The 14,528-nt window shown below is 48.1% G+C and carries 11 protein-coding genes and 3 pseudogenes; 6 read left to right on the top strand and 8 right to left on the bottom strand.

The window, feature by feature from the left end:
• The first annotated feature begins 93 nt into the window (after positions 1-93).
• A pseudogene (locus TZ48_RS05610) lies at positions 94-653 on the top strand (DJ-1/PfpI family protein).
• Between the two features lie 74 nt (positions 654-727).
• The gene (locus tag TZ48_RS05615) at positions 728-1,003 is read left to right on the top strand and encodes a ribbon-helix-helix domain-containing protein (RefSeq protein WP_042496304.1); all 276 of its coding nucleotides are present in this window, start codon (positions 728-730) and stop codon (positions 1,001-1,003) included.
• 15 nt (positions 1,004-1,018) lie between these two features.
• On the opposite strand, the gene TZ48_RS05620 is transcribed toward TZ48_RS05615, so the two are convergent.
• From TZ48_RS05620 to TZ48_RS05645, 6 genes are all read right to left on the bottom strand, one after another.
• Positions 1,019-2,050, bottom strand: coding sequence for an ABC transporter ATP-binding protein (locus TZ48_RS05620; RefSeq protein ID WP_112478539.1), 1,032 nt, complete (start codon positions 2,048-2,050; stop codon positions 1,019-1,021).
• Complete coding sequence (locus TZ48_RS05625; RefSeq protein ID WP_112478540.1) at positions 2,050-3,675, bottom strand: ABC transporter permease; 1,626 nt, start codon at positions 3,673-3,675, stop codon at positions 2,050-2,052. Before TZ48_RS05625 ends, TZ48_RS05620 begins: the two co-directional genes overlap by 1 nt.
• A gap of 82 nt (positions 3,676-3,757) precedes the next feature.
• Complete coding sequence (locus TZ48_RS05630; RefSeq protein ID WP_112459503.1) at positions 3,758-4,768, bottom strand: Fe(3+) ABC transporter substrate-binding protein; 1,011 nt, start codon at positions 4,766-4,768, stop codon at positions 3,758-3,760.
• Between the two features lie 135 nt (positions 4,769-4,903).
• Positions 4,904-6,133: an ammonium transporter gene (locus tag TZ48_RS05635; protein ID WP_042473340.1), complete on the bottom strand. Its 1,230-nt coding sequence runs from the start codon at positions 6,131-6,133 to the stop codon at positions 4,904-4,906.
• A gap of 18 nt (positions 6,134-6,151) precedes the next feature.
• Positions 6,152-6,490, bottom strand: a complete 339-nt coding sequence (locus TZ48_RS05640) for a P-II family nitrogen regulator (protein WP_038229080.1) — start codon at positions 6,488-6,490, stop codon at positions 6,152-6,154.
• A 206-nt stretch (positions 6,491-6,696) separates the two neighbouring features.
• Complete coding sequence (locus tag TZ48_RS05645) at positions 6,697-7,068, bottom strand: YacL family protein (RefSeq protein WP_112478541.1); 372 nt, start codon at positions 7,066-7,068, stop codon at positions 6,697-6,699.
• Positions 7,069-7,162: 94 nt separating this feature from the next.
• Between TZ48_RS05645 and TZ48_RS05650 the strand changes: the two are divergent.
• The 3 genes and pseudogenes from TZ48_RS05650 (at position 7,163) to TZ48_RS05660 (ending at position 10,875) form a co-directional block, all read left to right on the top strand.
• Positions 7,163-8,302, top strand: a pseudogene (locus tag TZ48_RS05650) (sugar diacid recognition domain-containing protein).
• 160 nt (positions 8,303-8,462) lie between these two features.
• Positions 8,463-9,726: pseudogene (locus tag TZ48_RS05655) on the top strand (GntP family permease).
• Positions 9,727-9,735: 9 nt separating this feature from the next.
• Complete coding sequence (locus TZ48_RS05660; RefSeq protein ID WP_112478542.1) at positions 9,736-10,875, top strand: glycerate kinase; 1,140 nt, start codon at positions 9,736-9,738, stop codon at positions 10,873-10,875.
• 65 nt (positions 10,876-10,940) lie between these two features.
• Here the strand turns inward: TZ48_RS05660 and TZ48_RS05665 are convergent, their stop codons facing one another.
• Positions 10,941-12,080: an arginase family protein gene (locus TZ48_RS05665; RefSeq protein WP_112478543.1), complete on the bottom strand. Its 1,140-nt coding sequence runs from the start codon at positions 12,078-12,080 to the stop codon at positions 10,941-10,943.
• Between the two features lie 127 nt (positions 12,081-12,207).
• On the opposite strand from TZ48_RS05665, the gene TZ48_RS05670 reads away from it, so the two are divergent.
• Positions 12,208-13,233 (top strand): helix-turn-helix transcriptional regulator, encoded by a 1,026-nt coding sequence (locus TZ48_RS05670; protein WP_112478544.1) that lies wholly within the window; start codon positions 12,208-12,210, stop codon positions 13,231-13,233.
• A gap of 96 nt (positions 13,234-13,329) precedes the next feature.
• Here TZ48_RS05670 and TZ48_RS05675 read toward each other — a convergent pair whose 3' ends face one another.
• A complete protein-coding gene (locus tag TZ48_RS05675) occupies positions 13,330-14,505 on the bottom strand; it encodes an Ldh family oxidoreductase (RefSeq protein ID WP_112478545.1) in 1,176 nt (391 codons plus the stop codon).
• Between the last annotated feature and the right edge of the window lie 23 nt (positions 14,506-14,528).

Consider the following 14,528-nt stretch of genomic DNA (forward strand, 5'->3'; position numbering starts at 1 on the left):
AATCCACTACTACCAAACATTGTAAAAAATTTGTTAACTTCAGAATTTAGCGACTCATTTCCCAACCACGACAAGTAACAAGGAGAGAACACGATGGCTAAGGTACTGATTATTGCAGGCGACTTTGTGGAAGATTATGAACTCATGGTGCCCTTTCAAGCACTGCTAATGGTAGGACACCAAGTCTCGGTGGTCTGCCCTGAAAAGAAAGCAGGCGACACCATTAAAACCGCGATACATGATTTTGAAGGCGACCAAACCTACACCGAAAAGCCGGGACACCTATTTACCCTCAATGCAGACTTCAGCAGTATCGATGCGACCGACTTTGATGCCCTACTCATCCCGGGCGGACGTGCACCAGAATACTTAAGACTGAACTCAGAGGTGATTGAGTTAGTACAAGCGTTCGCGGCAACGCAAAAACCGATTGCCGCAATTTGCCATGCGCACAGCTACTTGCAGCCGCCAACGTCATTGAAGGACGCACTATCTCAGCCTATCCAGCCTGCGCGCCAGAGGTGAAACTCGCTGGTGCCAGCTACGCTGATATTGAGGTTACCGACGCTGTTACTGACGGCCAGTTTGTCACCGCGCCTGCATGGCCTGCACACCCTGCCTGGTTAGCTCAATTCAACAAGCTACTCAACTAAGACTAAAGCACAACAGACAATCGCGCAGTAGCCGCTATGCTATTCAAACCCACTGTTCATTGGAGCGCTCACCAATGTGTGAAATCTACTCTGGTGCCGAAACCAACTTGTTTGAATTGAAGTCGCGTAGCGTGCGCATTGACGGCGTCGTCACCAGCATTCGACTGGAAGCGGTGTTTTGGAAGATCATTGAAGAGATTGCAGAGGACGCCGAGATATCGGTGGCGGAGTTTCTATCGAGGATTTATCGGGAAGTAGTCGAAAAGCGAGGCGAAATCGGTAACTTCACCTCTCTACTCCGTGTGGCCTGCACCACCTATCTCAATAATGGTCAGCGTATCGAGCTCTAGTTTCCAGAGCACGCATTAAGCAAAAGCAACGATGCCTTGGGCATCAACACTCACCGCGACACTTTGGCCAACATCCAGCGCTTCTAATGAGGTTGCCAATACGCGGGTACCTTCAATATCTACCACATAACGGCAATGGTCACCCATGAACTGCTGCTCAATAACCGTAATAGTGCTCTTATCTGACTGAGTCAGTTGAATGTGCTGTGGGCGCACCAAGAGTTGGCAATCTGCACCGTGTTCAATCAAGGCACAGGACTGAGCTTCAACTTGGCCAATAGCCGTCTCGAAGGTTGAGTCATTGACATGCTTAGCTTGCAAGTAACTGCCGCCACCTAAGAAGTCCGCAACGAACTTACTCGATGGGCAGAAATAGAGCTCTGATGCCGAGCCATATTGCTCAATCACACCTTGGTTCATCACCGCCATTTTGTCGGCAAACGCGAACGCTTCTTCACGGCTGTGAGTCACGAAAATCGCGGTCACACCCTGTTTTTTGAAGATTTTGCGGATCTCGCGGATCAACTCATGACGTACTTGGGTATCAATGTTGGAAAACGGTTCATCAAGTAGCAATAGATCAGGTTTGTACGCTAAGCTGCGCGCAATCGCCACACGCTGCTGCTGACCACCGGATAATTGATGGGGATAGCGGTCGGTGTATTGCTCAAGGTGTACCAGTGACAGCATTTCCATGACGATGGCATCTTGCTCTGACTTCGGAGTGCCTTTAAGCCCAAATGCCACGTTCTGCGCCACCGTCAAATGAGGAAACAGCGCATAATCTTGGAAGATCATACCAATGTTACGCTGCTCTGGCGGCATCCAAGTTTCACCGTTATCAATCTCACGCTCACCCAGCGTCATCTTGCCTGCTGAAAGCGGCAATAGGCCGGCGATGGCTTTCAGCAAGGTGGTTTTACCGCAGCCACTGGCGCCTAGCAAACAAACAATTTCACCTTGATTGACCTCTAGAGACAAGTTTTCAAGGATCGTTTGCTCGTCATACTGACAAGATAAATTTTCAATCGACAGTGCAGTGGTCATCAGTGATTTTGCTCCAATGAACGGTTAACAATAATGAGCGGCAGTAAGCCAACGAGTACCAACAAGACGGCTGGCATCGCAGCAAGCTCCAAATGCTCATCTGAGGCAAAGTTAAATACGTAGGTGGCCAAGGTTTCAAAGTTGAATGGACGCAGCAGCAGCGCAGCATTGAGCTCTTTCATCGACTCAATAAACACCAACAAGCCAGCAATCAAAACACCACGTTTAATCAGAGGCAAATGCACGCGAACCAACATCTGGTTCTTCTTACAGCCCATAGTGCGCGAGGCCATATCAAGCGACGGGGAAACCTTGCTGAGACTGGTTTCAATACTGCCAATCGCTACCGCAGAAAAGCGCACCACCATGGCAAAAATCAGCGCAAACATCGAACCAGAGAAGATGAGACCTGGGCGCTGCCAGTCCATTGCTTTGGCAAAGTCATTCACTGAATGATCCATAAACAAGACCGTCACCATCACGCCAATCGCCAGCACAGTTCCCGGCACGGCATAGCCCAGCGACGAGGCACGCATGAAAACAACACCCTTACGACTTGGATCCAAACGGCGATAAAAATTCACCACCAAAGCCACGATTACGCCAATGATGGCAGCAATGATCGACACCTGTAAACTGTTGATGGCATAGGTTTGAAACTCTTCCGTCCAGCTTTGCTCAAAGTACTTGTAGGCATAAATCACTAACTGACCCAGCGGGAAGATAAACGCTGCCGATACCAATCCCCAACACCAGGTTAGTGCTGCCCATTTTTTCCAGCCACGTAACTCATAACGAAAATCTTCATGACTGTTGTACTGACTTTGAAACAGTTTCTGTTTACGACGACTATAACGCTCTGCGCCCAGTAGCAGCACAATCACCACCATCATCATGGCGGAAATTTTGGCTGCAGCACTCAAGTTCGAATAGCCAAGCCAAGTATCGTAAACCGCCGTAGTCAAAGTGCTGACCGCAAAGTAGCTTACCGTACCAAAGTCACCAATGGTTTCCATCGCCACCAGCGACAGGCCTACCGCAATAGAGGGACGCGCGAGTGGCAGTGAGATACGCCAAAAGCTTTCTAACGGCGAGCACTTAAGAAGTCTTGCCGATTGCAGTAAAGAGACGTTTTGCTCCATAAATGCCGCGCGGCACAGCAGATAGACGTAGGGATAAAGCACCAAAGAGAGTACAACCGTGGCGCCACCAACCGTACGAATGTCCGGGAACCAGTAGTCACCCGCTTGCCAGGCAAACACATCCCGTAGCCACACTTGAATAGGGCCGGCAAAGTCAAACCAATCGGTAAAGATATAACCAATAATATAGCCCGGCATCGCCAGAGGTAGCACCAGCGCCCATTGCAATACTCGCTCCGTCGGCAAACGGCACATAGCCATCAGCCAAGCACTTGGTACACCAAAAATAAGAGAAAGCAGCAGAACACCAACCACCAGTTTGATGGTATTGAGGATATAGGTGGGCATCACCGTCGACATCAGGTGTGCGAAAAGGTCACTTGATTCACCAAGTGCGGTATAGAAGATCGCTAAAATAGGCAAAACCAGTAGCAGAGTAAGCACTCCACTACTGGTTTTCCAAACAACATTTTTTTCTTTCATTGCCTAAACATACATCAGGCGACGCGAAGTCGAGAAGTCATAAACCAGATTGAATAAGGGGCATTATACCCCCTTTTTTCGATTATAGGTCGAACTTAACTTCATCTAACAATTTGATCGCAGCGCTGTGGTAACCAGCAATGTCATCTAGCGAGATAGTATCGGCTTTGAAGTCACCCCAAGATTCCACAAGCTCAGAACGCTTAACGCCTTCTTTTACTGGGTACTCGTAGTTCACTTCTGCGTACATTTGCTGAGCTTTGTCGCCTGTTAGGAACTCCATTAGCTTCAGTGCATTTTCTTTGTTTGGCGAGTATTTCGCCATTGCCATGCCACTCACGTTAACGTGTGTGCCAGTGGTTTCTTGATTCGGGAAGTTGATGTAAACCGCATCAGCCCAAGCTTTTTGCTCTTTATCATTAACCATTTTGCCTAGGTAGTAGCTGTTACCTAGAGAAACATCACAAAGACCTTCTTTGATCGCTTTAACTTGTGCGCGGTCGTTGCCTTGTGGCTTACGAGCTAGGTTAGCTTTAACGCCTTCTAGCCACTCTTTCGTTTCCGCTTCACCGTGGTGAGCAATCATAGATGAAACCAAAGATACATTGTATGGGTGCTTACCGCTACGAGTACAGATTTTGCCTTTGTACTCTGGCTTAGCAAGGTCTGCATAGTTGAACTCTGCACCTAGCTTACCTACACGGTCACGAGATGAATAAACGTTACGAGTACGTAGAGTCAGTGCAAACCACTCATTCTCTTTATCACGGTACTGAGCAGGAACGTTCGAGTTAATCACGTCGCTGTCTACCGCTTGAACTACGTCCTTGTCTGTTAGCTCAGCAAGACGGCTGATATCCGTTGTAAGCACAACGTCAGCTGGGCTGTATTCGCCTTCTTGAGCAAGCTTCTCTGCCAAACCTTTCTTAGCAAACTTCACGTTTACCTTGATACCCGTCTCTTTAGTGAATTCATTGAACATTGGTTCAACAAGGAAAGGTTGACGGTAAGAGTAAACGTTGACTTCTTCCGCAGCCATCGCTGGAGCGGCAAAGCTTGCTGCGATTGCAGAAAGAGTTAGCAGTTTTTTCATTGTTTAGTTCCTTTAATTCATAATGAGAACGTTTATCAGTTGCGTTATTATATTCATACAGATTTGAAAAACAATGATCTGACATAAAAAAACCTGCCTAATAAGGCAGGTTTTTAATAAAAATGTAACTAAATGTTATTTCATGCTGACGAACTCTGGGTAAGCACCAACACCACAGTCGTGCATGTCCATACCTTCTAGCTCTTCTTCTTCCGATACGCGGATACCGATTGTTGCTTTCAGTACCGCCCATACCGCTAGACTTGCTGCGAATACCCAACCGAAGATAACTGCCGCACCTAGAAGCTGTGCACCGAACGTTGCGTCACCGTTGCTTAGTGGCACAACCATTAGGCCGAAGAAACCACACACACCGTGAACTGAGATAGCACCTACTGGATCGTCAATCTTAAGCTTGTCTAGACCGATGATGCTGAATACCACTAGCGCGCCACCTACTGCACCGATTGCTACCGAGTAAACTGGTGATGGCGACAGTGGGTCTGCTGTGATTGCGACCAGACCAGCTAGTGCACCGTTAAGAATCATAGTTAGGTCAGCTTTGCCCCAAGTTGTCTTACACACAAGCATTGCTGCGATTGCACCCGCTGCTGCTGCTGCGTTGGTGTTTAGGAAGATTTGACCAACCGCTGTTGCGTTCTCGAAGTCAGACACCATTAGCTGAGAACCGCCGTTGAAACCAAACCAACCTAGCCATAGGATGAACGTACCTAGTGTTGCTAGTGGCATGTTCGAACCTGGGATTGGGTGGATTTCACCGTTCTTACCGTATTTACCTTTACGAGCACCCAATAGTAGAACACCTGCTAGAGCGGCTGCTGCACCAGCCATGTGAACGATACCTGAGCCTGCGAAGTCACTAAAACCTGCTTCTGATAGGAAACCGCCGCCCCATGTCCAGTAACCTTCCATTGGGTAGATAAATGCTGTAAGCACTACAGAGAAGATTAGGAAAGACCAAAGCTTCATACGCTCAGCAACCGCACCTGAGACAACTGACATTGCTGTCGCTACGAATACTACTTGGAAGAAGAAGTCCGACTCTAGAGAGTGGTCTGCGCCTTCACCTTGCGTACCAATTAGCGCACCAAATGATGGTAGCCAACCGCCTTCGCCGTTATCCACATACATGATGTTGTAGCCCACGATGAGGTAACAAGTACACGCAATCGCGTAAAGACAGAAGTTTTTCGTTAAGATTTCTGTTGTGTTCTTTGAGCGGACTAGGCCCGCTTCTAACATGGCGAAACCTGCCGCCATCCACATTACTAATGCGCCTGAAATAAGAAAGTAAAAAGTGTCCAGCGCGTAACGTAGTTCGCTTACAGTCGTTGCTAATTCCATAATAAGTTCTCCAATCCCTTAAAGTGCTTCAGCGTCCATTTCGCCCGTACGAATACGTACTGCTTGGGCTAGGTCGTACACAAATATTTTTCCGTCGCCAATCTTGCCGGTTTGAGCAGCGTTAGTGATCGCTTCAATAACTCGGTCTACGTTGTCTGCGTGCGTCGCGATTTCAAGTTTTACTTTCGGTAGAAAGTCCACTTGGTACTCCGCACCACGATATAATTCTGTGTGTCCTTTCTGACGGCCAAATCCTTTGACCTCAGAAACGGTCATTCCCTCAATACCAACATCTGCAAGTGCTTCTCTTACATCATCGAGTTTGAATGGTTTAATGATTGCGTTAATAAGTTTCATGGCATCCCCTTCGCCTTTTATCCCTGTTACGTATTCTAGTAATCAAGGTACGTGCCAACTTTTTAAATCATTGATATATATGGGATTGACATTTTTATGTTACGCAAATGAAAATACCTTGCACTTTAATGGTGCAAGGTATTCACAAAAATAATGCGTTTTATGTTATTAGCACTAGGAGTGTGCAAATTTGGGGCAAAGGGTCATTACCTGTTATGAATAAAACGCTCCCATTGCTCTAAAACTGAGCGAAAATCCTCGAGTCCACACTCGCTATGACTCTCACTTTCGTACACAGAAAACTCTTCATCCATCTCCATTAAGCTGTCAAAAGCTAAGGAGTTTTCGTAAACATGAACCTCGGAGTCGACCACACTGAGTGAGATCTCTTTACCTTGCCACTTAAACTCATTGCCCGAAAACTGGGCAGCTTGGGTGAGCAACTCGGTAATTTCCATGATGGTGCGGTCACTGGTACTGATCTCTTCATGTAACAAACGAGCAATCACTTCTTGGCCCATTTCGCATCTCACTAGGTACTCACCTGTGAAACTGTTTTTAATAAACTCGAATTCCATCACTGTTTCTCTTGGTAATCTCGCGGCGATTATACCTTAGTTTGCAAGACAATCGGGTATACTCAAAAGCATCTTCCGATAACATGTTCAACGTATGCAGCTTAACTCTCTCATTGCTAAACAAATTGTCGATCGTGCGAAAAAGATCATCGATTACTCTATTAACGTGATGGACGAAAATGGCGTCATCATTGGTTCAAGTGATCCCTCTAGGCTGCATCAGATCCACGAAGGCGCGCTACTGGCGATCCGCGATAACCGCACCTTAGAGATCAATGACTCCGTTGCCTCTACTTCAGGGTTAAAAAGGCAATCAATCTACCTATTATCTACGACGAGAACGTGATTGGTGTAGTGGGTATCTCTGGTACACCGGAAGAGGTGCGCAGTTATGGTGAGCTGGTCAAGATGACCGCCGAGCTTATCGTTGAACAGGCGGCCTTAATGTCGCAGGTGCAATGGAATAAACGACATCGCGAAGAGCTGCTGCTACAACTCATAGAAGGCTCAAGCTTAAACGAAGGCCAATTACTCTCTATCGCACAAAGGCTCGATCTCGACCTTGCCCAGCCTCGCGTTGCTACTGTGATCAAGGTGATCCCACGACCGGGCGAGCCAGTAACACTTGAACACCTACAAAAGCTGGTGCATCTATTGGAGTATCCAGAGCGCGATAACATCGTCGGGATCGCTTCGGTATCGATGAATGAGATCGTGGTTTTGAAGCCAGTGACGATTATTAATGACTCTTGGAGCCGCAAAGAAGAAGAGAAGCGTGTGGCAAAGCTGCTAAAGCGTATCGACCAAGAGTGTGATTTTTCAATTCAAATGGCGATAGGTGACTACTTCCCTGAACTGGTCGGTATTGCCAAATCCTATGAAACCGCCAAAGCGACGATCGAAAAGTAGCCACAGCCTGGATGGCCCTATTTTGTTTTATCAAGACCGCAAGTTATCGGTACTAATAAGCAGCATCAAACACGACCCATGGCGCGCCAATCAGCTAAAGACTCCGATTGAAAAACTGATTGCTGCTGATAGCAAAGGCGTGCTTCTAAAGACGCTGCGCACTTTTTTTGAGCAAAACTGCGATCTAGCTCAAACTTGTGAATCCCTCCATATCCACCGTAACACTTTGCGATATCGGCTCGACAAAATAGAGCAAACAACCAGCTTAAATATCAACAATTTAGATGAAAAGGTACAACTCTACCTAGCGTTAAAATGTTTGTAATAAAATGGTTAATTTGTGCATTTGCACAAATTAACCATAATCACCAGTGATAAATTCGTCAGCTCGCATAAAGAAAACCTCCCCCTAAATGGCTACTCTTCCGCTCAATAAGGGTTTTTAGACCCAAAGAAAAAATTATTAAAATTGCGGAAAACAAACCATGATTGAAGTCTCTACCTTAGGCGCACTAGCAGCTCTGATTGTTGCCATCGCCCTTATCCTTAAGAAAGTTCCACCTGCTTACGGTATGATCATCGGCGCCCTTGTCGGTGGTGTTGTCGGCGGCGTTTCTCTCACCGATACTGTTGCTCTAATGATCGGTGGTGCACAAGGCATTGTCACTGCAGTACTTCGTATTCTGGCTGCGGGTGTTTTGGCTGGCGTGCTGATTGAGTCCGGCGCGGCAACTTCTATTGCTGAAACCATTGTTAAGAAAGTAGCGAAACTCGCGCGCTTCTTGCCCTAGCGATTGCCACCATGATTTTGACTGCGGTTGGCGTATTCGTTGACGTTGCGGTTATTACCGTCTCACCAATCGCACTGGCGATTGCACGCCGTGCTGACATCTCTAAAACCGCTATCTTGCTGGCAATGGTTGGCGGTGGTAAAGCGGGTAACGTAATGTCGCCGAACCCAAATGCGATCGCAGCAGCAGACGCATTCAACGTACCTCTTACCTCGGTGATGGCAGCGGGTGTTATCCCTGGCCTGTGCGGCATGATCTTCGCCTACTTCATCGCGAAAAAGCTGGTAAACAAAGGCTCGAAAGTCGCAGAGAGCGAAGTCGTTGCTGTTGACCACTCTAAGCTGCCTAAATTTGGCGCTGCGATTGTGGCACCTCTTGTTGCTATCGCACTGCTTGCGCTTCGCCCAATTGCTGGCATCAACGTTGACCCGCTCATCGCACTGCCACTCGGTGGCTTGATGGGTGCCGTCGTCATGGGTCGCTTTGCCGATACCAACCACTTTGCCGTATCTGGTCTATCGCGTATGGCACCAGTGGCCGTCATGCTTCTTGGTACGGGTACCCTTGCTGGCATCATCGCTAACTCAGTCTTAAAGACGGTCTTATTGATGTGCTAACCGCATCTGGTCTTCCATCATACCTTCTTGCTCCAATTTCAGGTGCCATGATGGCACTCGCCACCGCATCGACCACAGCTGGTACTGCGGTCGCATCAAGCGTATTTAGCTCCACCATTCTTGAACTCGGCGTTCCTGCTCTAGCGGGTGCAGCCATGATTCACTCTGGTGCTACTGTATTGGATCACATGCCACACGGTAGTTTCTTCCACGCCACAGGTGGCGCAGTGCATATGGATATTCGCGAGCGTCTCAAACTCATTCCTTACGAGTCTGCGGTTGGTCTGATGATCGCGTTCGTTTCGGTCATGATCTTCGGTGTGTTCGGTCTATTTGTTTAAGGTTTAATTATGAAAATTATCATCGCTCCAGATTCATACAAAGAAAGTCTTACGGCCATGGAAGTTGCCGAAGCTATTGAGGCAGGATTTAAGAAAATCTTCACCGACGCCGAATACATCAAACTTCCGATGGCAGACGGCGGCGAAGGCACAGTGCAATCGCTGGTTGATGCCACTGGCGGCTCTATTGTTACTTGTGATGTAACAGGGCCGCTCGGGCAAACCGTTGAAGGCTTTTTCGGTCTGATGGGTGATGGTTCAACTGCCATCATTGAGATGGCGGCAGCATCTGGTCTTCATTTGGTAGAGCCTGAAAAACGCAACCCACTCCTAACCACCACTTTTGGCACGGGTGAGCTGGTTAAAGCGGCGCTGGATCGCGGAGTGAAGCACATTATCGTCGGTATCGGCGGTAGTGCGACCAATGACGGTGGTATTGGTATGGCGCAAGCTCTAGGTGCAAAACTCCTTGATGCCGACGGCAATGCACTGGGTTTTGGTGGCGGTGAGCTACGCAAGCTCAGCCACATCGACCTTGCTGAGCTAGATCCTCGTCTCGCGGATATCAAGCTAGAAGTAGCGTGTGATGTCGATAACCCGCTATGTGGCCCGAAAGGCGCCTCTCATGTGTTTGGCCCGCAAAAAGGGGCAACGCCTGAAATGGTTGAAACGCTAGACAGTAACCTGGCGCACTACGCGGAAGTGATTAAATCGACCAATGGTCGTGACGTCGTAGATACCGCTGGTGCTGGCGCTGCGGGTGGTCTAGGTGCTGCACTTTTAGGTCTCTTTGATGCCGAGCTTCGTCCGGGCATTCAGATCGTAATGGATGCTGTAAACCTTAGCGAAGTGGTCAAAGATGCCGACCTTGTGATTACTGGTGAAGGCCGCATTGATAGCCAAACTATCCATGGCAAAACACCAATTGGTGTGGCGCGCACCGCTAAGCAATACGATATTCCTGTGATCGCGATTGCGGGTAGTACCGCGAAAGATTGCGCTGTTGTGCATGAGCACGGTATTGATGCGGCTTACAGCGTGGTACTTGGCGCAACCGACCTGCCAACGGCTTTGAAAGAAGCGGCGTTTAATGTGGAGATGACTTCTCGTAATATCGCGGCTGCGATGGCGATGAACTTCAGCAAATAGTTTCCTTTTGCCAAAAAACAAAATGCCCGCTCGAATGAGCGGGCATTTTTCTATCTGAAACCAGATTAGAACTCGATGTTACGACCGAAGTTCATTGGCCAGTTAGTTGGGTTCTTCTTGCCTTCACGGATGTAGCGACACTCTGCCAACCATGTCAGTAGTTCCCAACCGAATGCTGCTGTTAGTAGCGCATCTTTCTCGTCAGAGTTCTTCTGAGGAGCAAATTCCGCGATATCTGCACCTACTAGGTTGATACGCTTAGTTGCACGAAGCTTACGGAAGATGTCGTAGTACATGCGCGCAGAAACACCGAATGGATCTGGGCTTGAGTTTGCACTGTGGTCTAGAAGATCTAGGCCATCTAGGTCAAACGTTAGGTAAACCGGACGACCGTCGCCTTGCTTCTCTAGGATTTGCTCAACGATGTAGTCGATGCCTAGGTCGTAGATTTCATCCGCTAGGAAGAAGTTACCACCAATCGCTTTCGCTTTGCCTTGCTGTGATGCACACCAGCGGCCACGCATACCGAGGCTGAAGCTGGTTGATGGATCCATTGCACCTTCTGATGCTAGGCGGCAGTACCAGTTGCCTGAGTATGACTCGTAGTCGAAGTCTTTGCGAGTCAGTAGGTCAAAGTGACCATCGATGTGGATGAGCGATACCGGGCCGTGAACTTTCGCCAGTGCCGCTGGACCTGGGTAGGCCACTGTGTGGTCACCACCGAAGAAGAATGGTGTGATACCGTGGTTAACCACCATGTCGTCTACCACTTCTTGTGCTGCACGCATTTCTTCGTCTAGGTTGAACTGACCTAGGCCATCCCAGTTTCCGTAGTCAATGATGTTACACAGTTCGAACGGCATAGTACCGTCTTGGTGAATCATGCCCATACCCGTTTTTGATGCTTCACGGATAGCAGCAGGACCGAACTTGTGACCACCTGCGTTTGGTGAGCACTTATCCATAGTTAGACCGTACATTGCAATGTCAACGCCTTCGAAGCTGTTCACATAAGGCGCACCAAATGCACCAACGTGCTGCTTACCTAGCAGGCTAAATGCTTCAACGCCTTGCTCAGCCATGCGTGCTTGCATAGGAGCAATGTCTTCGTTGATGTAGAAATCCGCATCTGACTTGTTCCAGTAGATGTCTTGGTATAGGTCTAGTTTGTCTTTCGCAATTTCAACACGTTTTGGTTTAAACATGGATAATTCCTCTAGTTAATGGAGAAGTCGCTGCGGCGGCCTCTCAAGATAAGACTATTATAGTGGCTAAACTGGGCAATATTAATTACACTTCCGGACAGTGACATGATATTTCAGGACATATTCTGTGTATTCTTTGAACCACCAGCACTTCTTACAAGCGATTATTGGTCATTGGGAAGCGATCGTACGCCAATCCCTAGGCCGTGACTTCGATGCTCAGCTGTTTCTACGTAAAGCAGGCATAGTGCGTATCACTCAAGGGCACTACCATCCGATCCAGGTCTCTCAAGTACATCAGTTGATTGATCTCACCGTAAACCAACTGCACATTGACGGGCTAGGCCTGCGAATCGCTCAACGACTCAAACTTCAAGATATGGGCGCTTGGGGCTATGCGATGATCAACTGTCAGAATATTAAGCAGTTGCTCGATACCGGGTTACAATTTTCGTTTGTGACCAAAGATTATGTGGATATTCATATTGGCTACGACAGTGAGTGGGCTTACATTACGATTGTTGACCGCTCCGAAGGACGCTCTGCACAGCACTACAATGTTGAAGAGTCTCTGTGCCACTACTACCTTGGAGTAAAAAACTTTCTTGGCGACTTGTTTGAACCTCAATATGTTTTTGTCGATTTTTCCTACGATGAGCCAAGCTACGCGCCGTTGTATCGAGAGATATTTACCGACAACTTGAGTTTTAACGCCAAGGCCAACCAATTACGCTTTCCGGTCACTTGGGTGCTCCATGATATTACCCTACAACCTGCAATCATTGCCCACATCGCCACTGTGCAAAGCCAGCAACTCGACGATAGCCTTGACTCTCCGCTGAGCTACCAAATTCGCTTTAAGCTACTCAGCCAAATGAAATACGGCTTACCAACGATGGAAATGGTGGCAGACGACCTTAACATGACCTCTCGCACGCTTAGACGTAAACTAGACGCGGAACACACCACCTTTAAGCAGCTAGTATTGGATACTCGAATGCAGCTTGCCAAAGAGTACTTGGCCAATTCCTCGCTGCCCATTGCTGAAATTGCAGAGCTACTCAACTACCACTCTGCACCACCCTTTTTTCGCGCGTTCAGCAAGTTTGAGGGCTGTAGCCCAAAGCAATACAGACAGTCCGCCTCAAAATAACCCGGCGAATCTCCCTAAGCCAGTAACAGTCGGTTACAAGCAAAAAAAGCCCAGTCCAAAGGACCGGGCTTAAAATCATGTGCGTATGATTTTCAATTAGTTACGGATAGTTTCCGCAGCGCGCTCAGCGCCAACTTTTGCTTCCCACTTCGCGTTTAGCTCTTCGATTGAAGTACCAGAACGTTTTAGGAAGTCTTTGAAACCGTCCCAGTGAGCGTCCATTACTTGGTGCTCATCAGTTGCAGTTGCAAGCGCTTTTAGACCCCACTCATCTGGGATGAATACTTCGTTGAAGCCAGCGCGTGGACGGTTTTCTTTGATCGCTTTAACGAACATGTCAGACTTGCGCTTCACTTCTTCGATAGGGCCGAAGTGGCTTGGGTCGATCACTAGGATGTAAGAACCGCCTACTGGACATGGTGCATCTTCCATAGTGAAGAAGTCACTTGGTACCGCTGGAAGCTCAGGAGCAATCTTACCTTTCGGGTTGATGATTGCTGTCATTACTTCGTTCCAGATGTTTAGCGAGTACAGACGTGGTGTTAGGAACGTCCATGGTGCTTTACAGTCAGCAACGCGGCCGTAACCTTCGATTAGAGAGCCCCACTTACGAGCGTCAGCCGTTAGCTCACCCGTGTCTTGGTCAACAAGTGCAGCAACGTGTAGGTCGCGGTCGTTTACGATAGCGTCACAGATGTGAGAGTCGTAACCTTCACCGATCATGATAGACGTTACTAGAGGAAGCTCTTCACCACCTACTAGAGCCGCATCGAACGGAGGGCAAGACATTGCTGGATCCATGCCGCCGAATGGTGCGTTTAGAGGTACAGAGTTGTTTGAAGACATAGCGAACATGCCTTCTTTCATAGCCATCTGTGTGTAGTTAGAGAAGTTGCCGCCGTCACAGTGGTCGTAACCGAATACGATTGAGATACCGTGCTTACGTGCTTTCTCGATAGCCGTTTGAGCCATTAGCGTACATACGTAGTGGCCAGAAGACTTCTTACCGTTGTAAACAGCCCAAGTGTCACCTTCAGACTCGATTTCTGGAGTCGTAGTCGTGTCAAGGATGCCCGCTTCGTAAGGGATAGTTACCGCTTCGATAACACCTAGACCTTGGTGTAGTTTACCCTGTAGGCCACCTACAAGTAGGTTGTGCGCTAGGATATCAGCGTGCTCTTGAGATGCACCGATGTGCTTCCAAGATTCGGAAACGATGAATGAGAAGTACTCGTTGTTAAACGTAGTAGTAGGGCTGCTAACTTTAGCCATGGTAATGTCCTCTGTATAAGTAG

The sequence above is a fragment of the Vibrio variabilis genome (assembly GCF_003263785.1).
In the GTDB taxonomy this organism is placed as follows: domain Bacteria; phylum Pseudomonadota; class Gammaproteobacteria; order Enterobacterales; family Vibrionaceae; genus Vibrio; species Vibrio variabilis.